24 protein-coding genes and 2 tRNA genes are annotated in these 24,620 nt (G+C 75.5%); 11 read left to right on the top strand and 15 right to left on the bottom strand.

Annotated elements, in window-relative coordinates; translation table 11 throughout:
* Nucleotides 1–8: 8 nt before the first annotated feature.
* Nucleotides 9–1,082 (top strand): FAD-dependent oxidoreductase, encoded by a 1,074-nt coding sequence (locus ACGBYP_RS02125; RefSeq protein WP_411581617.1) that lies wholly within the window; start codon nt 9–11, stop codon nt 1,080–1,082.
* A complete protein-coding gene (locus ACGBYP_RS02130; RefSeq protein ID WP_411581618.1) occupies nt 1,079–1,357 on the top strand; it encodes a hypothetical protein in 279 nt (92 codons plus the stop codon). The genes ACGBYP_RS02125 and ACGBYP_RS02130 overlap by 4 nt, the downstream gene beginning before the upstream one ends.
* Here the strand turns inward: ACGBYP_RS02130 and ACGBYP_RS02135 are convergent.
* The 3 genes from ACGBYP_RS02135 to ACGBYP_RS02145 are packed head-to-tail and all read right to left on the bottom strand — an operon-like array spanning nt 1,344 to nt 5,601.
* Nucleotides 1,344–3,707: a SpoIIE family protein phosphatase gene (locus ACGBYP_RS02135; RefSeq protein ID WP_411581619.1), complete on the bottom strand. Its 2,364-nt coding sequence runs from the start codon at nt 3,705–3,707 to the stop codon at nt 1,344–1,346. The genes ACGBYP_RS02130 and ACGBYP_RS02135 overlap by 14 nt on opposite strands.
* On the bottom strand, nt 3,704–4,435 hold the full coding sequence (locus ACGBYP_RS02140) for a biliverdin-producing heme oxygenase (RefSeq protein ID WP_411581620.1): 732 nt from the start codon (nt 4,433–4,435) through the stop codon (nt 3,704–3,706). The genes ACGBYP_RS02135 and ACGBYP_RS02140 overlap by 4 nt, the downstream gene beginning before the upstream one ends.
* Entirely contained in the window at nt 4,432–5,601 is a 1,170-nt protein-coding gene (locus tag ACGBYP_RS02145) for a PucR family transcriptional regulator (protein ID WP_411581621.1), read from the bottom strand. The genes ACGBYP_RS02140 and ACGBYP_RS02145 overlap by 4 nt, the downstream gene beginning before the upstream one ends.
* 102 nt (nt 5,602–5,703) lie before the next feature.
* Between ACGBYP_RS02145 and ACGBYP_RS02150 the strand changes: the two genes are divergently transcribed.
* Both ACGBYP_RS02150 and pruA read left to right on the top strand, forming a co-directional pair.
* Nucleotides 5,704–6,639, top strand: coding sequence for a proline dehydrogenase family protein (locus ACGBYP_RS02150; protein WP_411581622.1), 936 nt, complete (start codon nt 5,704–5,706; stop codon nt 6,637–6,639).
* Between the two features lie 52 nt (nt 6,640–6,691).
* Nucleotides 6,692–8,317 (top strand): L-glutamate gamma-semialdehyde dehydrogenase, encoded by a 1,626-nt coding sequence (gene pruA / locus ACGBYP_RS02155; protein ID WP_411581623.1) that lies wholly within the window; start codon nt 6,692–6,694, stop codon nt 8,315–8,317.
* 152 nt (nt 8,318–8,469) lie between these two features.
* Here pruA and ACGBYP_RS02160 read toward each other — a convergent pair whose 3' ends face one another.
* The gene (locus ACGBYP_RS02160) at nt 8,470–9,012 is read right to left on the bottom strand and encodes a gluconokinase (protein WP_411581624.1); all 543 of its coding nucleotides are present in this window, start codon (nt 9,010–9,012) and stop codon (nt 8,470–8,472) included.
* Nucleotides 9,013–9,074: 62 nt separating this feature from the next.
* On the opposite strand from ACGBYP_RS02160, the gene ACGBYP_RS02165 reads away from it, so the two are divergent.
* Nucleotides 9,075–10,247, top strand: a complete 1,173-nt coding sequence (locus tag ACGBYP_RS02165) for an MFS transporter (RefSeq protein WP_411581625.1) — start codon at nt 9,075–9,077, stop codon at nt 10,245–10,247.
* Here the strand turns inward: ACGBYP_RS02165 and ACGBYP_RS02170 are convergent.
* Genes ACGBYP_RS02170 through ACGBYP_RS02180 form a run of 3 tightly spaced genes read right to left on the bottom strand, consistent with a single transcriptional unit; the run spans nt 10,240 to nt 11,792 of the window.
* Entirely contained in the window at nt 10,240–10,611 is a 372-nt protein-coding gene (locus ACGBYP_RS02170) for a hypothetical protein (protein WP_411581626.1), read from the bottom strand. The two genes, ACGBYP_RS02165 and ACGBYP_RS02170, sit on opposite strands and share 8 nt — an antisense overlap.
* Nucleotides 10,612–10,662: 51 nt before the next feature.
* Nucleotides 10,663–11,028 (bottom strand): hypothetical protein, encoded by a 366-nt coding sequence (locus tag ACGBYP_RS02175; protein WP_411581627.1) that lies wholly within the window; start codon nt 11,026–11,028, stop codon nt 10,663–10,665.
* Nucleotides 11,029–11,072: 44 nt separating this feature from the next.
* Nucleotides 11,073–11,792, bottom strand: a complete 720-nt coding sequence (locus tag ACGBYP_RS02180; RefSeq protein WP_411581628.1) for an ANTAR domain-containing protein — start codon at nt 11,790–11,792, stop codon at nt 11,073–11,075.
* A 340-nt stretch (nt 11,793–12,132) separates the two neighbouring features.
* Between ACGBYP_RS02180 and ACGBYP_RS02185 the strand changes: the two genes are divergently transcribed.
* A complete protein-coding gene (locus tag ACGBYP_RS02185; protein WP_411581629.1) occupies nt 12,133–12,864 on the top strand; it encodes an ANTAR domain-containing protein in 732 nt (243 codons plus the stop codon).
* A gap of 191 nt (nt 12,865–13,055) precedes the next feature.
* Here ACGBYP_RS02185 and ACGBYP_RS02190 read toward each other — a convergent pair.
* Nucleotides 13,056–13,131, bottom strand: a tRNA-Lys gene (locus ACGBYP_RS02190).
* A gap of 245 nt (nt 13,132–13,376) precedes the next feature.
* On the opposite strand from ACGBYP_RS02190, the gene ACGBYP_RS02195 reads away from it, so the two are divergent.
* Nucleotides 13,377–14,564: an Ig-like domain-containing protein gene (locus ACGBYP_RS02195; RefSeq protein WP_411581630.1), complete on the top strand. Its 1,188-nt coding sequence runs from the start codon at nt 13,377–13,379 to the stop codon at nt 14,562–14,564.
* Between the two features lie 54 nt (nt 14,565–14,618).
* On the opposite strand, the gene ACGBYP_RS02200 is transcribed toward ACGBYP_RS02195, so the two are convergent.
* Nucleotides 14,619–15,161, bottom strand: a complete 543-nt coding sequence (locus ACGBYP_RS02200; RefSeq protein ID WP_411581631.1) for a DUF1353 domain-containing protein — start codon at nt 15,159–15,161, stop codon at nt 14,619–14,621.
* A gap of 199 nt (nt 15,162–15,360) precedes the next feature.
* Between ACGBYP_RS02200 and ACGBYP_RS02205 the strand changes: the two genes are divergently transcribed.
* Nucleotides 15,361–15,972: a sortase domain-bontaining protein gene (locus ACGBYP_RS02205; protein ID WP_411581632.1), complete on the top strand. Its 612-nt coding sequence runs from the start codon at nt 15,361–15,363 to the stop codon at nt 15,970–15,972.
* Nucleotides 15,973–16,119: 147 nt separating this feature from the next.
* On the opposite strand, the gene ACGBYP_RS02210 is transcribed toward ACGBYP_RS02205, so the two are convergent.
* Nucleotides 16,120–16,192 (bottom strand) — tRNA-His (locus ACGBYP_RS02210).
* Between the two features lie 98 nt (nt 16,193–16,290).
* Nucleotides 16,291–16,959: an oligoribonuclease gene (gene orn / locus ACGBYP_RS02215; protein ID WP_411581633.1), complete on the bottom strand. Its 669-nt coding sequence runs from the start codon at nt 16,957–16,959 to the stop codon at nt 16,291–16,293.
* Between the two features lie 140 nt (nt 16,960–17,099).
* Between orn and ACGBYP_RS02220 the strand changes: the two genes are divergently transcribed.
* Complete coding sequence (locus ACGBYP_RS02220; protein WP_411581634.1) at nt 17,100–18,299, top strand: hypothetical protein; 1,200 nt, start codon at nt 17,100–17,102, stop codon at nt 18,297–18,299.
* A gap of 109 nt (nt 18,300–18,408) precedes the next feature.
* Nucleotides 18,409–20,190 carry a hypothetical protein gene (locus tag ACGBYP_RS02225; protein ID WP_411581635.1) on the top strand — a complete coding sequence of 594 codons (1,782 nt, stop codon included), beginning with the start codon at nt 18,409–18,411 and terminating at the stop codon, nt 20,188–20,190.
* A gap of 43 nt (nt 20,191–20,233) precedes the next feature.
* On the opposite strand, the gene ACGBYP_RS02230 is transcribed toward ACGBYP_RS02225, so the two are convergent.
* Complete coding sequence (locus tag ACGBYP_RS02230) at nt 20,234–20,764, bottom strand: ferritin (RefSeq protein WP_411581636.1); 531 nt, start codon at nt 20,762–20,764, stop codon at nt 20,234–20,236.
* A gap of 100 nt (nt 20,765–20,864) precedes the next feature.
* Between ACGBYP_RS02230 and ACGBYP_RS02235 the strand changes: the two genes are divergently transcribed.
* Complete coding sequence (locus tag ACGBYP_RS02235; RefSeq protein WP_411581637.1) at nt 20,865–21,041, top strand: hypothetical protein; 177 nt, start codon at nt 20,865–20,867, stop codon at nt 21,039–21,041.
* A 53-nt stretch (nt 21,042–21,094) separates the two neighbouring features.
* On the opposite strand, the gene ACGBYP_RS02240 is transcribed toward ACGBYP_RS02235, so the two are convergent.
* The 3 genes from ACGBYP_RS02240 to ACGBYP_RS02250 all read right to left on the bottom strand — a co-directional run bounded on the left by ACGBYP_RS02240 (nt 21,095) and on the right by ACGBYP_RS02250 (nt 24,620).
* A complete protein-coding gene (locus tag ACGBYP_RS02240) occupies nt 21,095–22,108 on the bottom strand; it encodes an NADPH:quinone reductase (RefSeq protein ID WP_411581638.1) in 1,014 nt (337 codons plus the stop codon).
* 95 nt (nt 22,109–22,203) lie between these two features.
* A complete protein-coding gene (locus tag ACGBYP_RS02245; protein ID WP_411582220.1) occupies nt 22,204–22,467 on the bottom strand; it encodes a WhiB family transcriptional regulator in 264 nt (87 codons plus the stop codon).
* Nucleotides 22,468–22,937: 470 nt separating this feature from the next.
* On the bottom strand, nt 22,938–24,620 hold the full coding sequence (locus ACGBYP_RS02250; protein ID WP_411581639.1) for a DUF885 domain-containing protein: 1,683 nt from the start codon (nt 24,618–24,620) through the stop codon (nt 22,938–22,940).

The raw sequence follows: 24,620 nt of genomic DNA on the forward strand, positions 1-24,620 counted from the left end.
GGCGAGGCGTGCGCAACGACGTGGTGGTCATCGGGGCCGGTCAGGCCGGGCTGTCGGCGGCCTACGAGCTGCACCGGCGGGGCGCTGACTTCGTGGTGCTCGACGGGGACGCGGGCCCCGGCGGGGCGTGGCAGCACCGGTGGCCCTCGCTGCGGCTGGACCGGGCGCACCGCATCGCGCCGCTGCCCGGGATGGAGCTGCCCGACGCCGACCCGGCCGCACCGGCCAGCGAGGTCGTCGCGGCCTACTTCGCCGAGTACGAGCGGCACTTCGAGCTGCCGGTGCGGCGCCCGGTCGCCGTCCGCGCGGTGCACGCCACCGGCGAGGGCTTCGTCCTCGACACGAGCGTGGGGGAGTGGACGGCGCGGGGCCTGGTCAACGCCACCGGGACGTGGACCCGCCCGTTCTGGCCCGCCTACCCCGGTCGCGAGCTGTTCCGCGGCCGCCAGCTGCACGCCGCCGACTACCGGGGCGCCGCCGAGTTCGCCGGGCAGCGGGTGGTCGTCGTCGGTGGGGGCACCTCGGCGGTGCAGCAGCTCATCGAGATCAGCGAGGTCGCCGCGGCCACCACCTGGGTCACCCGCCGCGAGCCGGTCTGGCGGACCGGCCCCTTCGACGAGGACGCCGGCCGCGCCGCGGTCGCCCTGGTCGACGAGCGGGTGCGGGCCGGGCTGCCGCCGGTCAGCGTGGTCGGGGTGACCGGCCTGATGGAGACCGACGCGGTGCTCGCCGCCCGGGCCCGCGGGGTGCTCGACCGGCTGCCGGTGTTCGACCGGCTCACCGCCGACGGCGTCGCCTGGGACTCCCCGCCCCGGTCGGTGCCGGCCGACGTGGTGCTGTGGGCCACCGGGTTCCGGGCGGCGCTGGACCACCTGGCCCCGCTCCACCTGCGCGCCACCGGCGGCGGCATCGTCATGGACGGCACCCGGGTGGTCGCCGAGCCGCGGCTGCACCTGGTCGGCTACGGCCCCTCGGCGAGCACGATCGGGGCCAACCGCGCCGGGCGCAGCGCCGTGCGGGAACTGATGCGCGAGCTGGCCGAGGGTTCGCCGGCCGCCCCCCTCGGTAGGACAGGGGCATGAGCGAGCAGAGCGACACCTCCGACAGCACACTGCCCGACACCGCGATGGCCACCGGCAACGACCAGGGCGAGTTCGGGCACCCCGACAGCCGGCCGCTGGCCGAGGACGAGCGCAAGCTGCTCAAGAAGCTGCAGAAGGCCAAGGGGGAGGCCGAGCCGGCCGTCGAGGACTCCCCGGAGGTCGCCGCGGCGGTGGCCGACGACGCCCCGCTGCCCAGCGCCCAGGTGGCCGGCGGCAACGACGACGGGCTGGACGCCCGGTTCACCGACCGCTGACGGGTCCTCCGCCGGGCGGCAGCTGCCGGTTCAGGCGCACGGCCACCAGCGCCACGTCGTCCTCGGCGCGGTCGGGCACCAGCCGGGCCAGGAGCTGGTCGGCGATCTCGTCGACCGGGGCCCGCCAGAGCGTGCGCATCTCCTCGCGGAGCAGGTCGACCCCGGTGTCGAAGAGCTGGTCGCGGCGCTCGACCAGGCCGTCGGTGTAGAGCAGCACCGTCGCCCCGCGGGACAGGGTGAGCACGTGGTCGCGCCGCCGGGCGGCCGGGTCGACGCCGAGCAGGAGGTCGGCCCGGGCGCCGTCCAGCACCTGGATCTCCCCGTCGGCGTCCACCACGACCGGCGGCAGGTGGCCGGCGTTGGACCAGCGCAGCCGGGTGACGCCCTGCTCGACCTCGGCCGGGGTCTGCTCCAGCCGGGCGACCAGCACCGAGGCCATCGCGTCGAGCTCGAGGCCGGCGATGGCCCGGTCCAGCCGGCTGAGCACCCCGGAGGGGGCGTCCGCGCTGTCGTAGGTGATGCCGCGCAGCAGCCCGCGCAGCTGGCCCATGGTGGCCGCGGCCTCGGTGTCGTGACCGACGACGTCGCCGATGACCAGCACGGTGGCGCCGTCGGGCTGCTGGAAGACGTCGTACCAGTCGCCGCCGACCTGGGAGTCGCGCGCGGCGGGCTCGTAGCGCACCGCGAAGTCCAGGTGGTCGGGGTCCGGCGGCTCGGACAGCAGGCTGCGCTGCAGGGTGATCGCGGTGCGGGCCACCCGGCGGGAGCGCGCGTAGAGCGCCTCGAGCAGGTTGGTGCGCAGCTCGCCGGCCTCGGCCAGCTCGGCCGGCGTCCAGGGCTCGGCCCGGTTGCGCACGGTCTCGCGCCAGCGGTCGAAGGACTTCCGCGGGGAGAGCCGGACGGTGTCGCCCTCGCGCTCGGCGATCGCCTTGTTGTGCGGGTCGCCGCCCCAGTCGACGGAGTGCACCTGCTCGGCGCGGGTCCAGATCACGTGCTGGCCCTCGGCCAGCGGCAGCGCCAGCACGCCGCAGACCAGGTCGCCGGGGATGCCCAGCTGCGGGGCGACCAGCGGCAGCCGGTCGGTGCTCACCACGTCGCCGCCCTGCGCGGCGACCCAGGCGGCCAGCGCGGCGGTGACCTCCGGCGGCAGCGGGACGCCGGCGCCACCGGTGGAGCCCTGCAGGTCGACCACGACCGAGTCGGCCGGGACGACGTCGAGCAGGCCGGGGCGGCCGAGCATGGTCTCGGCGAGCGGGCGCTCCTCGTCCATCGCGGCCGCGGTCAGCCAGGCCATCGTGGAGCGCACCCGCAGCGCGCGCCGGTGCTCCTCGTCCTCGGTGCGGTCGACCAGGCGCAGCGACAGCGTCGAGCCCAGGAACTCCGCGGCGGCGCGGGTGGCGTACGGCGGGGCGTGCGGACCCGTGTAGTGGTGGCAGGCGATCAGGCCCCACAGCTTGTCGTCGCGCAGCAGCGAGATCGACATCGAGGCCGCCACGCCCATGTTCTGCAGGTACTCGCAGTGGATCGGCGAGACGCTGCGCAGCGTGGAGTAGGTGAGGTCCAGCGGCTGCCCGGTGGCGGGCAGGTCGACCGGCTCCAGCCGGGACGGCGTGTAGGTGACGTCGTCGATGAGCCGGACCCAGTTCTTCTCGTACAGCGCCCGGGCCTGGGCCGGGATGTCCGAGGCGGGGTAGTGCAGGCCGAGGAAGGAGTTCAGCTCGGGCAGCTTGGCCTCGGCGACGACCTCGCCGTTGTAGTCGGCGTCGTAGCGGTAGACCATCACCCGGTCGAAGCCGGTGAGGCTGCGCACCGCCTGCGCGGTGATGTCGTAGAGCTCCTGCAGCGAGCCGGCCCGGTTCAGCTCGGTGATCGTGCCGCGCACCGCCTGGTAGGTGTTCGGGAAGCTGAACGGGCGCGGCCCGTAGGCCGGCTCCAGCTCCACGACCAGCGTGCTGGCGCTCGGGACGTCGGGCGCGGCCGCGGTGTGCGGCACGCGGTGCAGGATCGCGTCGACCGGGGACGGGTCGCCGTCGCGGTCGAGGATCAGCTCGACCGGGTTGCGCTCGCGCAGGTCGCCGAAGGCGCTCGCCGAGCGGGCGACCGCGCCGGCCGGGACGATGCCGACGACCTCGGACAGGGGGCGGCCCAGGGCGTCGTCCCAGTCGACGCCGGTGACGTCGGCGAGGTTGCGGGACACCTGGCGCACGACCATGTCCGGCTCGCTGACCGCCAGCAGGACGCCGCGGGGCTGGATGCTGCCCGGGACGTGGATCGGCTCGCGCTCGCAGTTGGTCAGGTCGACCGGCTCGCCTGGGGCCAGCCACGGGCCGGACTGCAACTGGTCCGTCACGCGACGACCTCGTTCCCTCGGGTGAAGCGGTGCCCCGGGCGGGCCGGGGACCAGGGTGCCCCCGCGGGTGACGGCGCGCCGCACCAACCGGCCAGGGCACCGAACGTCTCCCGGGCAGCAGCAACCAGCCGGTCGGCATTCCCGCCGTCGGCGATCCGCGCGCGGGTCGCCGTGCGGAAGGCGTGCCACATCGCGCCGGTCTGCTCGCCGTAGGGGGAGAAGGCCGACAGCCGGCCCACGGCGGCGAGCTGGGGGAGCGTGGCCAGGTGCCGGTCGATGAACACCCCGCCCAGCGAGGAGCCCTCCAGGACGTACATCCGCCCCAGCGCGGCGTCGGTGCCCACGGTCGCCGGCAGCGCCGGCTGCGGCGTCGGTCCGGCGGCACCCAGGGCGGCCAGGTCAGCGGCGAACAGCGCAGCCCGGCGGCGGCGCGGCCAGTCGACCCCGGCGGCGTCGGCCGGCTCGTCCCGCGCCCAGGCGTCCAGCGACGCCTCGGCGGCCAGCCAGAAGCCGTGCATGCGGGTGAGGACGTCGACCAGCCGGTCGCGGGTGAGCGTGGGGGACAGCAGGTCCAGGGTGTCCTCGACGGCCTGGTGCTCGGCGGCGGTCTCGGTGCGCAGCCTGCGCAGCACGTCGACCTCGTCGGCCCCGCGGTCCTCGTCGACCACCCGCACCTCACCGTCCCGCGCACCCGCCCCGGAGGAGGACGCGCCTCGTGCTGCAGTCATGAGCCCGTCGAGTTTAGGTCACTGTTGGTAGCCGCGACCGTTGCCCCGGCGAACGAACCGGTGAGACGCGCCGCACGCACGCCCAGGTGCAGCAGCAGCCGGTCGGCGCCCTCGGCGAGGTCCAGGCCGGTCAGCTCCTCGATCCGGCCCAGCCGGTAGTACAGCGTCTGCCGGTGGATGCACAGCCGGGCCGCCGCCCGCTGGGGGCTGCCCGCGCAGTCCAGCCACACCTCCGCCGTCGCGGTCAGCACCGGGTCGGCCAGCAGGGCGGCGAGCGCGGGGTCCGGCCCGGGCAGCGCGGCCACCTGGCGCCACGCGCCCAGCTCCGGCCAGGACGCCGCCGGGGCCAGCCGCGGGTCCACGGCGGCGACCCGGGCCGCCGTCCGCGCCTCGTGCCACTGCGCCGGCAGGTCGCCGCAGCCCCGGCGGGCGGCGGCCACCCCGGCGGTGCTGCCCGCCGGCAGGCCGGTCAGCGCGGCGGCGGCGAGCGCCCCGGCCGGGCGCGGGTCGCCGCCGGCGGGCAGCGGCAGCAGGACGGCGACCTCCGCGCCGTCGGCGAGCACGGCCGGGACCGCACCCGCGGCCGGGGGCGTCCAGCGGGCCGGCAGCCCGGGTGCGGCCACGCGCAGCGCGACGAGGGTGACGGGTGCGCCGGCGCCGAGGGCGGTGTCCAGCTGGCGGGCGGCGCGCGGAGCGGTGCCGGTGAGCACCGCCCGCAGCGCCGCGGACAGGTCGGCGGTGCCGGGGCGCTCCTCGGCCAGCAGCCGGCCGGCCGCCGCGGCCACGTCCACCGCCGCGGCGAGGCCGGGCGCGGCGGGGTCGGTGAGGTCGGTGCGGCCCTCGTCGAGCAGCCACAGGTAGCCGTGCAGCTCGCCGCCGGCGCGCACCGGCAGGCAGAGCCGGGTCAGGATCCCCGCGGCCGGGTCGGCCGGCACCCGCACCGGGTCGGTGGCCTCGGCGATCCCGTGGCTCTCGAACCAGGCGCGCACCTCGGGGGTGGAGCTGCGGCCGAGGATCGAGCGGGTGCGGACGGCGTCCATCGTCGTCGTCCGGTCGTCGTCGTGGGCGCAGAAGGCCAGCAGGGTGAAGTCGCGGTCCTCCAGCGTCGCCGGGGCGCCGAGCACCCGGGAGACGTCGTCCACCAGCTCCTGCAGGTCGTCGCGCACGCCGGTCCTCCTCGCCGTTCAGACGATCGTACGAGGCGCGGGTCACGAGTCCGGACATCTGTCGGTGGTGCGCGGGGGGCCGCCGTCCCTAGCGTCTGTGTCGTGCCCGTCCTGCAGAAGGCCCTGCTCACCGCCTCCCGCCGCCCCGGCCTGCGCCGGGTGGTCACCGGCACGCCGGTCAGCCGGCGGGTGGTCGACCGGTTCGTCGCCGGCGAGACGCTGCCCGACGCGCTGACCGCCGTCCGGGCGCTGGCCGCCGACGGCATCGCGGTCACCCTCGACCACCTCGGCGAGGACGTCAGCGACCGCGCCGAGGCCACCCGCAGCCGCGACGCCTACCTGGCCGCGCTCGACGGGCTGGCCCCGCTGGGGCTGGGCCGCCACGCCGAGGTGTCGGTCAAGCTGTCGGCCTTCGGGCAGGCGCTGCCGGTCGGCGGGGACGACGTCGCGCTGGCCCTCGTGCGCCCGGTCGTCGAGGCCGCCTCCGCACTGGGCACCACGGTCACCCTCGACATGGAGGACTCCTCGACCGTCGACTCCACGCTGGCGATCGTGGCCGAGCTGCGCCGCGCCCACCCGGGCACCGGCGCGGTCCTGCAGGCGATGCTGCACCGCACCGAGGACGACGCCCGCGCCCTCGCCGTCCCCGGGTCACGGGTGCGGCTGGTCAAGGGCGCCTACCGGGAGCCCGCGACCGTGGCCCACCAGGAGAAGGCGGCCGTCGACGCCGCGTACGCGCGCTGCCTGGAGACCCTCGTGCGCGGCGGTGCGTACCCGATGGCCGGCACGCACGACCCGGCGATGATCGACCGGCTGCTGGCCCTGGTGGCCGAGACCGGGCGGGCCGCCGACAGCTACGAGTTCCAGCTGCTCTACGGCATCCGCCCCGAGGAGCAGGTCCGGTTGGCCGCGGCGGGGCACACCGTGCGCGCCTACGTGCCCTACGGCGCCGACTGGTACGGCTACTTCATGCGCCGGCTGGCCGAGCGCCCCGCCAACCTCCAGTTCTTCCTCCGCTCCCTCGCCACCCGTTCCTGACCCCCTTCCGGGCCAAAATCGCGACTTTGGCCCCTCATCCGAGGAGCACCCCATGGACGCCGTCACCCAGGTCCCGCCGCCGCGCAACGAGACCGTGAAGGACTACGCGCCCGGCTCGCCCGAGCGCGCCGAGCTGCAGCAGCGGCTCACCGAGCTCGCCGCCACCCCGCACGAGCTGACCGCCACCATCGGTGGCGTCCAGCGGATGCCCGGCGGCGAGCCGTTCGACGTCGTCGCCCCGCACCGGCACGCCCAGGTGCTCGGGACGTCGGCGCACTCCACCACCGCCGACGCGCAGGCCGCGGTGGCAGCGGCGAAGGCGGCCGCGCCGGGCTGGTCGGAGCTGTCCTTCGACGACCGGGCCGCGGTGTTCCTCAAGGCCGCCGACCTGCTGGCCGGGCCGTGGCGGCAGACGCTCAACGCCGCCACGATGCTGGGGCAGAGCAAGACCGCCTACCAGGCCGAGATCGACGCCGCCTGCGAGCTGATCGACTTCTGGCGGTGGAACGTGCACTTCGCCCGCGAGGTCATCGCCCAGCAGCCGGTCTCGGGCCCCGGCGTGTGGAACCGGGTCGACCACCGCCCGCTGGAGGGCTTCGTCTACGCGGTCACGCCGTTCAACTTCACCGCCATCGCCGGCAACCTGCCCACCGCGCCGGCGCTGATGGGCAACACGGTGGTCTGGAAGCCCTCACCCACCCAGCAGCTGGGCGCGCACCTGACCATGCGGCTGCTCGAGGCCGCGGGTCTGCCGGCCGGCGTCATCAACATGCTGCCCGGCGACGGCATCCCGGTCTCCGACGTCGTGCTGGCCGACCGGGACCTGGCCGGCATCCACTTCACCGGCTCGACCGCGGTGTTCCAGCACCTGTGGCGCACGGTGGGGGAGAACATCGCCTCCTACCGCGGCTACCCGCGCGTGGTGGGCGAGACCGGCGGCAAGGACTTCATCGTCGCCCACCCCTCGGCCGACCCCGACGTGCTGCGCACCGCGATGATCCGCGGCGCCTTCGAGTACCAGGGCCAGAAGTGCTCGGCGGCCTCCCGCGCCTACGTGCCGCGCAGCCTGTGGAGCCGCATCAAGGACGACCTGGTGGGCGCCGTCGAGGCGATCCCGATGGGCGACGTCACCGACCTCTCCAACTTCATGGGCGCCGTCATCGACCGGCGGTCGTTCACCAAGCTGTCGAAGGTGCTCGAGGCCGCGCACGCCGACGACGCGCTCACCGTCGTGGCGGGCGGGACCGCCGACGACAGTGAGGGCTTCTTCGTGCGGCCCACGGTCATCGAGGGCACCGACCCCGGGCACGAGGTGTTCAGCACCGAGTACTTCGGCCCGGTGCTGGCCGTGCACGTCTACGACGACGCCGACTACGACACGGTGCTGCGGCAGATGGAGTCGGTCGCGCCGTACGCGCTGACCGGCTCGGTCATCGCCCAGGACCGGGTCGCCATCGCGCACGCGCAGCGCTTCCTGCGGCACGCCGCCGGCAACTTCTACGTCAACGACAAGCCCACCGGCGCCGTCGTCGGCCAGCAGCCCTTCGGTGGGGGCCGGGCCTCGGGCACCAACGACAAGGCGGGTGCGGCGCAGAACCTGCTGCGCTGGACCAGCGCGCGGTCGATCAAGGAGACGTTCGTCCCCGCGACCGACCACCGCTACCCGCACATGGAGTGAGGACCCCCTTGCCCCCCACCACTCGCAAGCTCGCGGCGGGCCCCTGCAACGGGGCCGGGATCAGGTGGCCTGATCGTCGTTGCTCCTGGCTCACGGTGTGCGGTGAGCCAGGAGCACGGGCGGTGAGCTGAGCTGATCCCGGGACCGCTCCGTCAGCTCTGCAGCTGGCGCTCCTCGCGGAGGTCGCCCAGCACCTGGGCGACGGTCTCGGCCAGCGGGGCGTTGCCGTCGATGACGTCCCCGGGCTCGTCCTCTCCGAGCCGCTCGAGGGTGGCCAGCTGGCTGTCGAGCAGGGACGGCGGCATGAAGTGGCCGGTGCGCTGGGCCAGCCGCTCGGCCAGCACCTCGCGCGCGACGTCGACGTGGGCGAACCAGACCGAGGGGTGGCCCTCCCGCAGCAGCTCGCGGTAGCTGCGCTTGAGCGCCGAGCAGGTGATGACCAGGTCGGTGCCGGCCGCCTCGTGCTCGCCGATCACCGCGGCGATCTCCCGCAGCCACGGCCAGCGGTCCTCGTCGTCCAGGGGCGTGCCGGCGGCCATCTTGGCCACGTTGGCCGCGGGGTGCAGGTCGTCGCCCTCGATGTAGGCCCAGCCCAGCTGCCGGGTGATCTCCTGGGCGGCGCTGGTCTTGCCGGCCCCGGACACCCCCATGACGACGATCGTGGTGGTCGCCGGGATGCTGACGGGAGAAGTCATGGGGTGACCGTAGGCAACGCCCCTGTGCCACCACCAGCGAGTGCCCGGAACGGGGGACGGTCGTGCCGACGGCGGAACGCGTCTCGCTCTGGCGGCTGCCGGCCGTGCGGGCGATGTTCGCCGTCACGCTGCTGGGGCTCACCAGCTACGCGGTGCTGCTGTCCGCGCTGCCGGCGTACGCGGCCGGGACGGGGGCCGGGCTGGTCGCGGCCGGTTCGGCGACCACCGTGTTCCTCGTCGTCACCGTCCTCGCGCAGGGCACCGTGCCCGCGCTGGTGCATCGCCGGGGCCTCGGGCCGGTGCTGGCCGGGGGCCTGGTCGCCCTCGGTGCCCCGGCGCCGCTGTACCTCGCCGGGGACGACGTCCGGTGGATCCTCGCCGTCTCCGCCGTCCGTGGGATCGGCTTCGGCGTGCTGACCGTGCTGGGCTCGACGATCGCGGCGCAGGCGGTGCCCGCGGCGCGGCGCGGCGAGTCAATCGGCATCTACGGCCTGGCCGCGGCGCTGCCCACGCTGGTCGCCGTGCCCGGCGGCGCCGCGCTGACCCTGGCCGGGCACTTCGCGTGGGTCGCGGTGCTCGGCGCCTCGGCCGTGCTCGCCCTGCCGTTCGCGCCCGGGCTGGTGCGCCACCTCGGGCCGCTGCCCGCGGACGCCGGCCCGGGCGGCTCGCGGGCCGCGGTCCGGGCCTCCGCCGCGCCGTCGCTGGTGCTGCTCGCGGTCACCCTGGCCGGCGGCGGGCTGGTCACCTTCCTGCCGATCGAACGGCCGGACGGCGTGCTGGCGACCGCCGCGCTGCTGCTGTTCGGCGTCAGCACGGCGGTCTGCCGCTGGCGCGTCGGCGTGCTGGTCGACCGGATCGGTGCCCGGGTGCTGCTGCCCGCAGCCCTCGGCGCCGGCGTGGTGGGCCTCGCGCTGCTGGCGCTGGGGCTGTCCACCGCCGGGCCGGCCGGCACCGCGGCGCTGCTGCTGGGCAGCCTGGGCCTGGGCGTGGCCTACGGCGCGGTGCAGAACCTCACGCTGGTCGTCTCGCTGGCCCGGGCGGGCGAGGGGAGCACCGCCACGGTCAGCGCGGTCTGGAACGCCAGCTTCGACACCGGGACCGCGATCGGGGCGCTGGCGGTGGGCGCCGTGGCGGCCGGGCTCGGCCTGCCGGCGACCTACCTGCTGGTCGCCGCGCTCCTGGCGGTGGTGCTGCCGGTCGCCGTCGCCGTGGCCCGGGTGCCGCGGCTCAGCTGACGGCGGCCTGGTCGCCCAGCCGGGCACGGGCCGCCTCGGCCAGCCGGTGCACGGTGCGGACCTCCTCGCCGGCCTCGCGCAGCCAGCGCCGCAGCCCCTCGACGTCACCGCGGCTGCGGTCGCGCAGCTGGCCGAGCAGTACCTGACGGGTGCTGGCCTGAGCGCGCATCGCGGTGGGCAGGGTGCGCCCGGTGCGGCGGGCGAGGGCGGTGAAGCCCGCCCCGACGAAGACCAGCTCGCGGGTGTCGGACAGCCCGGCCAGGAGGGCCTCGGCGTCGTCGGTGCGGCCGGCGTCCAGCAGCTGCAGGTACTCGTCGGCGCGGCGGGCGCCGAGGTCGGCGGGGGACTCGGAGGGTGCGGTCACCCCTCCACTGTCCCTGCCGATCGCGGCCCGGACCACCGCGCCCCCGCCTGGTCAGGACAACAGCGCGCGGCGCGCCACCGGGTCGGGCTCGGCCAGCCGGGCGACGGCGAGGGTCTCGGCGGCGGCCTGCCGCAGCCAGTCCCGCAGCGCGTCGACGTCGGACCCGGCGGCATCGCGCACGCGGCCGAGCTCCCGCTGCCGGGCGCCGGCGTGGGCGCGCGCCGCCGGGGGCAGCATGCGGGCGCCCATCCGGGCCAGCGCGGTCAGACCCGCCCCCACGGCCACCAGCTCGCCGGGGTCCCGCAGGACGGCGAACAGGAAGTCGGCCTGCTCCCCGTGACCGGCGTCGGCCAGGGCGAGGTGCTGGCGCGCGCGGCGGGCGCCCAGGGCGGCCGTGCTCTCGGAGGGGGTGGTCATGGTCGCACCGTGCCCGTCCGGGGGTGCCCGCCGAACCCGACCGGTCAGGCCGGGGGCAGCTCGCCGGTCTCCACGAAGCGCTCGGCGATGTCGCGGACCCGGGTGTTGGACTCCATCGACAGCTTGGCCAGCGCGGAGAACGCCTGGTCGGCGGAGAGCTTGAAGCGCTCCATGAGGATGCCCTTGGCCTGGTCGATGACCGCCCGCGAGTCCAGCGCCGTGCGCAGGTGCTCGGCCCGCTCGACAGCGCTCTCGTAGAGGTACATGTTCGACACCGGCACCACCGCGTAGGCGGCGAACCGGGCGGCGACCTCCCGGGTGCGCTCGTCCAGCGGCTGCGAGGTGCGCGAGTAGACGTTCAGCCCACCCCGGATGAGCTCCTGCGGCGGGAGGGGGAACGACATCACGCCCCGGCAGTCGCGCTGGGCGGCCACCGCGGGGAACGGGGCCCACCGCTGCTCGGTGGCGGTGTCGAGCAGCTCGACGACGACGCCGGTGGTGGCCGCCTGCAGGCACGGGCCGGACCCCTGGGCGTACTGCACGTGGTCGAGCTGCCGGGCCAGGAGGTCGCTGGCGGCCACGGTGGTCGCGCGGCCGCCGTCGACGATGGTGACCGAGGTGGCCGGCTCGCCGGGGAGCACCCGGGCGGCCAGGTCGGTGACCTTCTGCAGCACCGACTGCAGGGAGTGCTCGGCGAAGGACATCCGGCCGAGCTCGTCGAAGGCGATCTGCGCGAGGTCGTCGTCGGGGGTGGGGCGCGTCAAGGGTGCTCCGGCGTCAGATGGCACCGGACAGCTCTCGTGCCGGCGGAGATCGGGCCCGTGGGCTCGAGCGGGATGCAGAGGTCGGGACCCTGCTGCCGCACGCCGGCTGTGTGACGCGTTGGCCCGCCGAGCATAGCCAGCGCCGGCCGGTCGCCACGCGACCGGCCGTGGCCCCGCGTCACAGCCACGTCCACGGCCTGCCCGGTTGGGTACCGTCGGCTCGCGAGCACGACCCGGTCGTGTGCGTCGCGCGTCAGACATCGGCGGGCGTGAGAGCGGGGCCCCACCGCGGGGCTCCTGCCGAGGTGGACGCCCCGGTGAGCCGAACCGGAGCAACGCCATGTCGGAGGACCCCCAGTCCCGTCACGCCCACGCGACGGACGCCCTCGAGCGTCTGGGCAGGATCGCCCTCCGCGACCAGTCGATGGCCACGGTCCTCCAGACCGTGGCCGACCTGGCCAAGGAGGTGTTGCCGGGCGATCCCGAGGTCTCGATCTCCCTGCTGTCCAACGACAAGGCCAGCACCACCGTCTTCACCGGCAGGTTGGCGATGGACCTCGACGAGAGTCAGTACGGCCGCGGCTACGGCCCCTGCCTGCACGCCGCGTCGACGGGTGAGCTGACCGAGATCGACGACGCCCGCACCGACCCCCGCTGGCCCGACTACGGGAAGAGCGCCTGGGAGCGGGGCAGTGGCAGTTCGCTGTCGGTGCCGCTGCCGATCCAGGAGGGCCTGTCCGGGGCGCTCAACATCTACGCCCGGGAGCCGCACGCCTTCGACGACGAGGCCCGGCAGGCGGCGCAGCGGTTCGCCCCCTACGCCGGGGTGGCCGTGGCGAACATGCACGCCTACGAGACCGCGCGGGACATGGCCGGTCACCTGCAGGTGGCGCTGGAGTCGCGGGCGGTGATCGACCAGGCCAAGGGCATCCTGATGGAGCGGCACAAGCTCACCCCCGACCAGGCGTTCCAGGCGATGGCGGCGGTGTCGATGCGGGCCAACCGCAAGCTGCGCGACGTCGCCGAGCAACTCGTGCGCACCGGCGAGTTCCAGCTCGACCGACCCAGCTGACCGCCCCGCCGTGGCCCGCGCCGGTTGCGCGCGCAGCGGAGCGGGAACAGGACGGCGCAGGACCCGCCACGTGCCGGCACGCTGACGGTTCCAGGCCCGGTGGTCGAGGACACGGCCACCGGGCTGCCCCGCACCGGCACCCGGCCGGGACGACGAAGGGCCCCGTCCTGGTGGACGGGGCCCTTCGTGGGTGGTGCGCCATCAGGGACTCGAACCCCGAACCCGCTGATTAAGAGTCAGCTGCTCTGCCAATTGAGCTAATGGCGCGTGCTGCTCGGCAGGACCGGGCAACAGGAGAGAACTGTACACGCCGGTCCGGGCACGCGTCGGGCGGGGGTCGGGCCCCGTCCGGTGGGTCGGACACACCGGTTGTCCGGAGCCAACCAACGGCCGGCCGGCGCGTGGACACTGGTGGGCGGACGCGGACCAGCGGCCGGGAGGGTCCCGGGCCGGGTGCGCGCACGGGGAGGCAGGTCGTCGTGAGGTCCCAGCAGGGGAGAAGGCCCGCTCCGGTGCTCGTCGCCGCGGTGCTCGCGCTCGTGGCCGGCTGCACCGGCACGTCGTCCGACGCCTCCGCGACCGGCGGGACGACGTCGTCCCCGTCCTCCTCCGCGCCCGCCGCACCGCCCGCCCAGGTGGCCCTGAGCATCGCCGACGGCGCCGCCGACGTGTCCCCGGCCCAGCCGCTGGAGATCGACGTCACCGCCGGCGAGCTCGACGACGTCACGGTCACCGACGGCAGTGGCGCCCCCGTCCCCGGCGAGGTGGCCCCCTCGGCCGAGGACGCCGGCACGGCGGTCTGGACGCCGGCGGCGGACCTGGCCTACGGCACGAGCTACACGGTGACGGCGACCGCGGCCGGCGCCGGTGACCAGGTGACCACCGAGACCTCGACGTTCACCACGGTCACCCCGCGGTCGCAGGACAAGCCGGACATCGGCCCGCTCGACGGCACCACCGTCGGGGTGGGCATGCCCGTGCGGGTCTTCTTCGACGAGCCGGTGGCCGACAAGGCCGCCGCCGAGCGGAACCTGACCGTCACCTCCTCCACCCCGACCGACGGGGTCTGGAGCTGGGTGACCGACAGCGAGGTGCACTTCCGCCCCTCGACCTACTGGCCGGCCGACACCGACGTCACCGTCGAGGCCGACCTGTTCGGCGTCGACCTCGGCGACGGGGTCTGGGGCGAGGTCGACCGCACGGTGTCCTTCCACGTCGGCGAGGCGCACGTCTCGGTCGCCGACGCGGCCGCCCACACGCTCACCGTCACCAGCGGCGGCCAGGTGCTGCAGACCTACCCGATGAGCGCCGGCAGCGCGGAGAACCCGACGCACAACGGCGCGCACGTGGTGCTGGAGAAGTTCGCCGACATCACCATGGACTCCTCGACCTTCGGCCTCGCCGCCGACGCCCCCGGTGGCTACCGGACCCCGGTCAAGTACGCGACCCGCATCTCGAACAACGGGGAGTTCGTGCACGGGGCGCCGTGGTCGGTGCGCCAGCAGGGCTCGTCGAACGTCAGCCACGGCTGCATCAACCTCTCCGACGAGCGGGCGCGGTGGTTCTACGAGTTCTCGCAGCCCGGGGACGTGGTCGAGGTGGTCGACTCCATCGGCGGCACGCTCGGCCCGGCCGACGGCGACATCTACGACTGGGCCGTCCCGTGGGACCAGTGGCAGGCCGGTAGCGCGCTGTCCTGACCCCGTGACCTCCAGCGGCCGTGCCCCCTCCCGGGGCGCGGCCGCTGTGTCGTCTCAGAGCCGCAGGCCCCGGTCCACCCGGGGCCCGGCGCCGGGCAGCAGCCGGGTCACCGTGGCCTCGACCGCGGTGTAGACGGCCAGGGCGACGCTGATCAGCAGCGCCGGCGGGACGACGAGCGGCGCGGCCAGCACCGACAGCGGGAGCAGCCGCGGCAGGTCCCGCCACCACCCCGGCCGGCGCAGCGGGTTGGCCAGCGCGCCCCACCGCACGCCGCACCACATCAGCCAGCGCCGCACCGGCGGGACGTCCAGTTCGGCGAGCACGCGGCGGAAGACCCCGTCGGCGTCCCGGGAGCTGACCACCCCGGCGAGCAGACCGACGGTGACCAGCCAGTCGTGCAGCACCGCGGCGAGCGTGTACCGGCCGAAGCGGGGGATCAGCCACACCACCACCCGCGGCACGGTCGCGAAGTCGGTGCGGAAGCCGGCCGGGACGACGAAGGTGTCGCGGCGGCCGCGGTAGACCAGCGGATCCAGCACCTCCCAGGTCTCCTCGCCGGTGCGGCGCACGGTGATCGTGCGGGAGTCGAAGGGCACCCACCGACGATGCCCCACGGTGCCGACGGACGCACGGCGCCCCGCGGCCGTCGACGGGCGCGGTCGCGGGCCGACCCATCCGCACCGCCCCCTCGCCGCGAACCCCGGGCAGCTCCGCGGACGCGGGGCACGCAGCGGCCTGCGCGTGCACCGCGGCCGGCGTCGAGGGCGAGCAGCGGAGGCCACCGTCGCGAGCACCGTGCGGGCGGCCGCCGTCGTCACGGCGCTGCTCCTCCTCGGCGGTGGCACGGCCGTGGCGGTCGGCCTCCCCGGCCGGGACGCCGTCGCCGCGCTGCCCGCCGCGCCGGGCAGCGCCCCGCCGTCCGGCGCCGTCCCCGCCGGGGCCGACCTGCCGACGGCGGCGCCGGTCGAGCTGCCCGTCTCGGTGGAGATCCCGGCGATCGGCGTCCAGTCCGAGCTGCTCCTGCTCGGCGCGGACGACGACGGCACGATCGCGGTGCCGGCGCCCGGTCCCGACCACGACAAGGCCGCGTGGTTCACCGGCTCCCCGCGACCGGGTGAGCGCGGCGCGGCCGTGCTCGAGGGGCACGTCGCCAGCGTCACCCACGGCCCGTCGGTCTTCTCCGACCTGGCCGAGGTGGAGGTCGGCGACCAGGTCGAGGTGACCCGCGCCGACGGGACGATGGCCGGCTTCACCGTCTACGCCGTGCGCGTCGTGCCCGGGGACAGGGTCCCCACGCTGGCCGTCGACGGCAGCACCCGCGGCCCGGAGCTGCGCCTGATCACCCGCGGCGGCCGCTACGACGCCGGGGCCCGCGGCCCGACCGGCGTCGTCGTCTCCGCCCGCTGAGGCGGGAGCCGGACCCCCGTCATGACCGTGACCCCGTCATGACGCCGAGGCCCCGGTCGGTCCGCCGGCCGGGGCCTCCTCGGCATGCGTACGACCGCGGGATGACAGAAGGGCCCCGGTCAGCGTCCTGACCGAGGCCCTTCGTCGGGTGAGTGACGGGACTTGAACCCGCGACATCCAGGATCACAACCTGGCGCTCTACCAGCTGAGCTACACCCACCATGTACACCGGGCGGCTGGCGAGAGCCGGCCCGGCGGACGCGTCCACGATACCGGAGACCCTCAGCGCCTCCGCGAGGCCGGGGTCACCACGCGCGGTCAGGCCTGCGCGGACGCCGTCCCGTCGCCGGCCGCGCCGGCCTCCAGCACCGGTGCGAACGCCGCCACGACGTCGGCCGCGGCGGCCTGTGCCTGGTCGCTGGTCGGGCCGGGGTCGGGCACGAACAGGGTCTGCCGGTAGTACGCCAGCTCCCGGATCGACTCCAGGATGTCGGCCAGCGCCCGGTGCGCGAGCCCCTTGGGCGGCTGGGCGAAGTAGACCCGCGGGAACCAGCGGCGCGACAGCTCCTTGATCGAGCTGACGTCGATCATCCGGTAGTGCAGGTGGTCGTCGAGCTCGGGCATGTCGCGGGCCAGGAAGCCGCGGTCGGTGCCGATCGAGTTGCCGCACAGCGGGGCGGTGCGGCGCTCGGGGACGAAGCGCTTGACGTAGGCCAGCACCTGCTCCTGGGCCTCGGCGAGCGTGACCGTCGAGGCCCGCACCTCCTCGGTCAGGCCGGAGTGGGCGTGCATCTTCCGCACGACCTCGACCATGCCGTCCAGGTCGGCGTCCTCGGCGTGGATGATCACGTCCAGGCCGGGGTCGAGGACGTTGAGCTGGGAGTCGGTGACCACCACCGCGACCTCGATCAGCTTGTCGTCCACCAGGTCCAGCCCGGTCATCTCGCAGTCGATCCACACCAGGTTGTGCGCTGCACTGTCCGCCACGTCCGCGACCCTACGCACCACCGCGGCGGCCCACCTGCCACACCCGCCCCAGACCCGCCGGTCGCGGCCCGGGACCGTCCGTCGGCGGCCCCCGCCTGTGGTTGGCTCCGGGCTCCTGCACCGACCCCGCGGAGCCGCTCGTGTCCTCCAGCACGTCCCTCGCACCGCCGTCCCGGCCGGTCCCGTCGGCGCCCGCCTCGCTGCGGGCCGGGCTGCGCCGGCCGGTCGCCCTGCTGCGCTGGCTGTGGCACGCCTACATGACCCCCGGCCTGCCCGGGCGCGCCACCAGCCCGGTCGAGCTGCGCTGGATCTACACCGCCTGGCTGGTCGCCTTCGCCCTCAAGATGGTCGGCTCGACCTGGGACGTCTCCTGGCACTTCAAGTGGCTGCGCGACGACCTGGCGCCCCCGCACCTGCTCAACTCCGCCGGCACCCTGATGGTCGTCGCGCTGGTGGTCTTCGCCAGCTACAGCGGGTACGGCGTCGACCGCACGGCGCTGCGGCTGATGCAGGCCGGCATCGGCACGTTCCTGGTCGCCATCCCGCTGGACCTGCTCAACCACCGCATCAACGGCCTGGACATCACCAGCTGGAGCCCCAGCCACGCGCTGCTCTACCTCGGGACGGCGGTCATGCTCGCCGGGGCCGCCCGCGGCTGGTGGCGGTACGCCGCCCCCGGCCGGCACCGCGACCTGATCGGCCTGGGCCTGTGGTTCTTCGCGGCCGAGAACGTGCTGTTCCCCAATCAGCACCAGGAGTACGGGGTCCTGTCCCTGGCCGCCTACGAGGCCGGGCGCACCACCGCCGAGCCCTCGCTGCTGGACTTCGCCGCCTCGCAGGGGCAGACGCCGACCCAGTTCATGCTCCCGGTGCCGCCCTGGGTGCACCCGGCCTGGCTGGTGTGCGCCGGGCTGCTCGCGCTCCTCGTCGCCCGCCGCGCGGTCGGCCTGCGCTGGACCGCGACCACCCTCGCCGCGGTCTACCTGGCCTACCGCGGCGTCTGCTGGCTGCTGCTCACCATCACCGGCTTCCCGCCCTCGGTGCTGCCGGTGATGCTGCTGGCCGGCGCGGTGCTGGTCGACCTCGCCGTCCTCGCCCGGGTGCCCGGGTGGCTGGCCGGACCCGTCGTCACCGGGGGCGTCGCGCTGGCCGCCTGGGCGCAGTCGGTGGTCGCCGTGATCCCGCCGTGGGACTGGTCGGCCCTGCCGGTCGTCGCGCTCGCCCTCGCCGTCCTCTGGACGGCGCTGGACCGGCTGACCGCCGGCCGCTGGCAGGCCCCGGTGGGCCCGGCCGCGGACACGCCGGTGGCCGCCGGAGAGGGCGGCGCGTCCCTCCGGTGAGCCCGGAGCGGGCCCGTCGATGACGTAACGTCGGAGCGGACCGCCGCCGTCTCGCCGCGGGAACCGCCGCGTCCCGCGCCGTCACCTGCCGCCTGCCCCTGGAGACCCCGTGCTGATCCTCACGCCGACGCCGTTGCAGACGGCCGCCGAGCGTGCGTTCTTCGCCGAGCTCGCCGGCTGGGACACCGGCAGCGGGGTGCGCGGGGCGGTGATGGCCTCGCTGCCCGTCGTCGAGGGGCCGATGAACCGGCGGCAGGCCGACGCGGTGCTCTTCGTGCCCGAGGGCCTGGCCGTCGTCCGCGTGGTGGAGGTGGAGCGCCGGTCCGGCGTCGTCACGGCCACGCCGGAGGGCGCCTGGACCATCGGCACCGGCGACGGGCCCGGCGACGTCGTCCAGCTGGCCGGTGGCGGTTCCACGCCGCTGGAGGGCCTCATGCGGGCCGGGATGCACGCGGCGGTGACGCTGCGCGCGGCCGGCCTGGAGCCCGGGCGGATCGCCCGGCTGACCGTGCTCACCGGCGCGGTCACCGGGATCGTCCCCACCGACGGCGACCTCGGCGAGGGCGACCAGGTGGCCACCCTGGACCAGCAGTCGCTGCTGCTCGGCGTGGCCCGGGCCGCCCGGCACGCCGGCACCGACAACCCCCGGCTCTGGACGACGGCCGACGTCCGGGCCGGCATCGAGGCCCTCGGCGTCGCCGGGCGCACCCCGTCGGTCGAGGAGCTCAACGGGGAGGGCTTCCCGTACTCGCCCTACGTGCTGCGCCGGCAGGAGCTGCTCGCCCCCGCCGCGCTCAACGCCGCCCCGCCGCGCTTCGCCCCGCTGGCCCCGCAGGCGCCGGAGCCCGCCGCTCCGCCGGCCGCCCCGCAGCAGCGCACGCCGCCGCTGGTCGACCCGGCCGCCGCCGCCCGCGTGGCCGCCGCGGCCGTGCAGGCCCAGGAGGACGCCGAGCGCGGCAGTGCGGAGCGGGTGCAGCACACCCAGGACGTGCGCACGTCCCGGCCGGTCGAGCCCGCGCGGGCGCAGCAGACCCAGGCGCTGACGCCGGACCGCGCGCCGGCCGAGGAGCCCCCCGGCCTCGAGGACAGCGGCGGCCTCGGTGGGCTGTTCGGGTCCGCGAAGACCGTCGAGGTCGCGCCGCAGCCGCGCCGCGAGCTGCCGCCGGAGCTGCGGCCGCGCACCGCGGTCGGCGCCGTGCCGCCCACCCGCAGCACCAGCACCGTCGCCCCCGGGGGCAGCAGTGCCTCCGGCGGCAGCGCCGCTCCCGGACGCCGGCGGGCCGTGCTCGCCGCCGCGGCGCTGGTCGTCGTCGCGGCCCTGGTGGCCGTCCTCGTCCTGGCCCTGGGTGACCGCGACGCCGGGGAGGCCGCCCCGCTCGCCGACCCCGCGACCAGCGCGGCTCCCGACACGGCGCCGTCCGGGCCGGCCCCGGGGGACACGGAGGTCGTCGACGGCACCACGGTGACCCTCGAGGCGACGACGAGCGAGGGCAGCTGCGCCGGCCACGCCTACGGCGCGGTCGCCGACTTCCTCGCCGGCACCGACTGCACCGCGCTGGACCGGGCCCTGTGGTCGGCCGAGGTCGACGGCCGGCCGGCCGTGGTGTCGCTGGCGCGGGTGACCATGCCCGACGCCGCGCTGGCCGCCTCGCTCAAGGCGCTGGCCGACACCGACGGCAGCGGCAACGTCAACGACCTGCTGCGCGAGGGTGTCCGCTACACCGACGGCCCGACCAGGCTGTCGGCGGCGCAGTACGACAGCAGCCAGCAGAACGACGTGGTCACCATCGTGGAGACGTCCTACGTGGGTGAGCCGGGCTCGGCCGAGGCGCTGGACGAGCTCGCCGGCTCCGCCCTCGCCCTCGGCCAGGACGGCGCCGGCTCGAACTGATCGGGGCCTCCCGCCCGGTCGGAGCACCGGGCGGGAGCCGGGGTCAGCGGGCGGCGCCGGCGATCGAGGGAGCCGTCGGGTCGGTGGCCTCGGCCTTGACCTCGCGCAGCACGTAGTCCTCGATCGTCTCCAGGTCGTGGGTGGACCGGCGGACGATGGCCAGCAGGTCGCTCATCTTGCTGACCTCCTCGACCTGCTCCTTGATGAACCACTGCATGAACTGGTCCGAGGCGAAGTCGTTGTGCTGGCGGGCGAGCGCGGTGAGCTGGTTGATCTGCTCGGTGACCCGCTTCTCCTGCTCCAGCGCGAGCGCGACCGGGGCGACCACGTCGGGGAACTCGTTGATCGGGGCGGCGATCCCGGGGATCTGCACGCGGGCGTCGGCGTCGAGCAGGTAGCGCACCATCATCATCGCGTGGTTGCGCTCCTCGGCGGCCTGGTCGAAGAACAGCTGCGCGGTCTGCGGCATCGTCAGGTCGTCGAAGTAGATGGCGATCGCCACGTACTGCTGGTGGGCGGCGAACTCGTGACCGATCTGGGCGTTGAGCAGGTCGATGAAGGGATCGGCGGCCATCGGGGACTCCTGGTCGGTGCGGGGACGGGGTCTGGTCGACGGTAGCGGGCGTCGCACCCCACCGGTGGACCGGTCAGCAAGGTCAGGCTAACCTCACCACGTGGCGAAGTCGGCGCGGATGCCCAAGAGCAAGTGCTGCGAGGACAAGCCGAGGTGCGGGCGCTGCCCCCTGCGCGCGCTGGCCGAGGGCACGCTGCCGCCGGGCTACACGGTCAAGAAGCGCCGTCTGGTGAAGGTCGGCAAGGCCGACGCCGTGCTGGCCAAGAGCAGCCGCTAGCCCGGGGCGGAGTGGATCCGTCGACGGGACCTCGACGGATCCACTCCGCGCCCTCAGGCGGTGACGTCGATGAGCACCTTGCCGGTGACGCCGTCCTCGACGGCCTGGTGGGCCGCGGCGGTCTCGGCCAGCGGGAAGACGTGCAGCGGCAGCCCGGCGTCCTCACCCACCCGGACGGCGCCGTCGAGCACCGCGGCGTTGACGTCCTCGACGGCGATCTCCTTGGCCCGGGCCGGCTCGGTGTAGACGAGCACGAACTGCCAGCGGGCGTTGGGCCCCATCTGGGAGCGGATCGGGATGGTGACCTCGTCGCCGCCGTCGTTGGCGTAGACGGCGATCGACCCGTGCCGGGCGATGACCTGCGCGTCGATCGCGGCGTTGGGTCCCGGGGCGACCTCGACGATCGCGTCCACGCCGTCCGGCGCGATCTTCCGGACCTCCGCGACGACGTCCTGCTGCCGGTAGTCGATGACGTGGCTCGCGCCCGCGGCAGCGGCCAGCTGGGCCTTGCGCGGCGAGCTGACCGTGGCGATGACGGTGGCGTCGGCCCAGCGGGCGAGCTGGATGGCGGCGTTGCCGACGGCGCCGGCACCGCCCTGCACGAGCACGGTGCGGCCGTCCAGCGAGCCGGGGGACAGCCGGTCGGGCAGCGACTCGGCGACGGTGAGGCAGCGGTGCGCGGTGAGGAAGGGGATCCCCAGGGCTGCGCCGAGCTCGAGGGAGGGGGTGGGGCCGAGCAGCACGGTCTGCCGCGCCGGGACGACGGTGTACTCCGCGGCCGTCCCGTGGGGGCGCTGCCAGGCGGCCTCCCAGATCCAGACGCGCTCGCCGACGAGGACCGGGTCGACGCCCTGGCCGACGGCCTCGACGGTGCCGGCGCCGTCCTGGTCGGGCACCTGGCCACCGGGGCCGGGCTGGGTACCGCTGCGGGACTTCCAGTCGGTGGGGTTCACCCCCGAGAAGGCCAGCCGGACCAGGACCTCCCCGGGCCCGGGTTCGGGGGTCTCGCGGTCGACGAGCTGCAGGACGTCGGTGCCGCCGGGCTGGGTGTAGGTGATGGCTCTCACGCGCGCCCTCTACCCAGCAGTTCCCCACCCTGATCGTCGGCCCCTTCGCAGGGGCCCCCCGAGCTTGCGAGGGTGCGGGTGAAGGAGTCCCTGCTTCAGACCGCGCGGCGACGCAGGCGACGACGCTCGCGCTCGGACAGGCCGCCCCAGATGCCGAAGCGCTCGTCGTTGGCCAGCGCGTACTCGAGGCAGTCGTTGCGGACCTCGCAGCCGGTGCAGATCTTCTTCGCCTCGCGGGTCGAGCCGCCCTTCTCCGGGAAGAAGGCCTCGGGGTCGGTCTCGGCGCACAGCGCGCGCTCCTGCCAGCCGCCGTCCTCGGCGTCCAGCGTGCCGAAGCCGGCGTCGTAGACGTCGGCCATGCCGAGCACGTCCTGCTGGTAGGCCACCGGCGCCACCTCGGCGGCTGCGGTGCGGTACTCGCTCATCCACGTCACGTCGGCCATCGCGATTCGTCCCCCTGCGTCTCGGTCCGGCGTCCGTTCGTCACGGTTGCCGTGTGCTCACTTGCTGTGAGCACGGGATGAATTACACGGGTGCTGTTCCGGGGGGTCAAATGTCGTCCGTGTTACGCCGAGTCACATGGGCACCACGGAGCACAGGTGCCACTGCCGCACGCGGGAAGGCTCCCGACACGCCGCACCGGGGGTCAGGTTCTGCCCACGGGGCCCGCCGAGTTCGTCCAGATCGAGAACGGCCCACGGACCCGGCTCTGGACGATCGCGGGGTGGTCCGACCAGCGCGGTCGACGCGGTGCCGCGCGTCGTCCGCGCGGCCCGGTCCGGTGCCCGGGAGGTCATCGGCAGCCCCCGGGGCCGGTGTGACGGCCGAGTCAGGAGCGGGCGAGCTCCACGGCCAGCGGCCCCAGGCCCAACGGGCCGAGGTCGAGGACGCGGCGGTGCCAGTCCTTGAGGTCGAAGTCGGCCCCCGCGCGCCGGCGGGCCTCCTCGCGGCAGGCGAGGAACACCCGCTCGCCGACCTTGTAGACCGGCGCCTGGCCGGGCCAGCCCAGGTAGCGGTGCAGCTCGTCGACCCGCATCGCGTCCTCCATGTCGACGTGCGCGCGCAGGAACGCCAGGGCGACGTCGTAGGTCCAGCGCTCGCCGGTGGCCTGCCCGGGCGGGATGGGCAGGTCCAGGTGCAGGCCGATGTCGAGGACGACCCGGGCCGCGCGCAGCTCCTGCGCGTCGAGCATGCCCAGCCGGTCGCCCGGGTCGTCGAGGAAGCCGAGCTCGGCCATCAGCCGCTCGGAGTACAGCGCCCAGCCCTCGGCGTGCCCGGAGCAGCTCGCGAGCAGCCGCTGCCACCGGTTGAGCAGCGCGGCGTTGTGCACCGCCTGGCCGATCTGCAGGTGGTGGCCGGGGGCGCCCTCGTGGAAGACGGTGGTGGTCTCGCGCCAGGTGGTCATCGAGGTCACGCCCTCGGGCAGTGACCACCACATCCGGCCCGGGCGGCTGAAGTCCTCGGTCGGGCCGGTGTAGTAGACGCCCTCGCCGGAGGTCGGGGTGAGCAGCCCCTCGATCCGCCGTACCGGGGCCGGGATGTCGAAGTGGACGCCGTCGAGGGCCGCGACGGCCCGGTCGGCGGTCTCCTGCAGCCAGGCCTGCAGCGCCTCGCGACCGTGCACCTGGCGCGCCGGGTCGGCGTCCAGGACGGCGACCGCACCGGCCACGCCCTGCCCGGGGGCGATCTGCTCGGCGACCGCCTCCTTCTCCGCCACGATCCGGGCCAGCTCCTGCCAGCCCCAGGCGTAGGTCTCCTCGAGGTCGAGGTCGACACCGGCGTGGAAGCGGGACTCGACGGCGTAGCGCTCGCGGCCCACGGCGTCGCGCTCGGGCGCCAGCGGCAGCAGCCCGGCCTCGAGGCGGTCGGCGAAGTCGAGCAGGGCGGCGGAGCTCGCCCCGCCCGCGCGGGCGAGGTCGCGGGTCAGGCCGGCCGGCCCGGACGGCGCCGAGGCGGCCAGCTCGGCGAAGTAGCCGGGACGCTCGGCCGTGCCGGCCCACCGGCGGGCCGTGGCGGCGGCGATCCGCACCTGCCGGGCGGCGGGGGCGCGCCCGTGCGAGGCCGCCGAGGTCAGGCCGGCCAGGTAGCCGTCGAGCGCGCGGGGGAGTGCGGCCAGCCGGCGGGCGATCATCGCCCAGTCCTGCTCGGTCACGGTGGGCATCAGGCCGAGGGTGATGCGGAACTCCGACAGCGGGCTGTCCACGGTGTTGAGCGCGGCCTGCGCCCAGCCGGCCTCGTAGCGGGCCAGCTCGGCGCCGAGCCGCTCGGTCATCGCCGCGCGGGCGACCTCCTCGCGGTGGTCGGCGGGCCGGACCCGCCCGGCCATGCCGATCGCGGTGCGCAGCAGCTGGGCGTGGGCGCCGTGCCCCTCGGGCGTGAGGTCGGACCACCGGTCGTCGTGTCCGGGGACGCCGATGTAGGTGGCCACCTCCGGGATCGAGGCGGCGTACTCGGCGACGACGTGGTCGGCGAGGAGGTCGAGCTGGGACGGCGGACGCACGGGCTCACTCAC

This window comes from Modestobacter sp. SSW1-42 (assembly GCF_046635825.1).
GTDB lineage: Bacteria > Actinomycetota > Actinomycetes > Mycobacteriales > Geodermatophilaceae > Modestobacter.

Excerpts from the sequence above, each read along its gene's own strand:
- ACGBYP_RS02130 (WP_411581618.1), top strand. The coding sequence starts at position 1,079 with ATGAGCGAGCAGAGCGACACCTCCGACAGCACACTGCCCGACACCGCG.
- ACGBYP_RS02140 (WP_411581620.1), bottom strand. The coding sequence starts at position 4,435 with ATGACTGCAGCACGAGGCGCGTCCTCCTCCGGGGCGGGTGCGCGGGAC.
- pruA (WP_411581623.1), top strand. The coding sequence starts at position 6,692 with ATGGACGCCGTCACCCAGGTCCCGCCGCCGCGCAACGAGACCGTGAAG.
- ACGBYP_RS02160 (WP_411581624.1), bottom strand. The coding sequence starts at position 9,012 with ATGACTTCTCCCGTCAGCATCCCGGCGACCACCACGATCGTCGTCATG.
- ACGBYP_RS02175 (WP_411581627.1), bottom strand. The coding sequence starts at position 11,028 with ATGACCACCCCCTCCGAGAGCACGGCCGCCCTGGGCGCCCGCCGCGCG.
- ACGBYP_RS02185 (WP_411581629.1), top strand. The coding sequence starts at position 12,133 with ATGTCGGAGGACCCCCAGTCCCGTCACGCCCACGCGACGGACGCCCTC.
- ACGBYP_RS02230 (WP_411581636.1), bottom strand. The coding sequence starts at position 20,764 with ATGGCCGCCGATCCCTTCATCGACCTGCTCAACGCCCAGATCGGTCAC.
- ACGBYP_RS02245 (WP_411582220.1), bottom strand. The coding sequence starts at position 22,467 with ATGGCCGACGTCTACGACGCCGGCTTCGGCACGCTGGACGCCGAGGAC.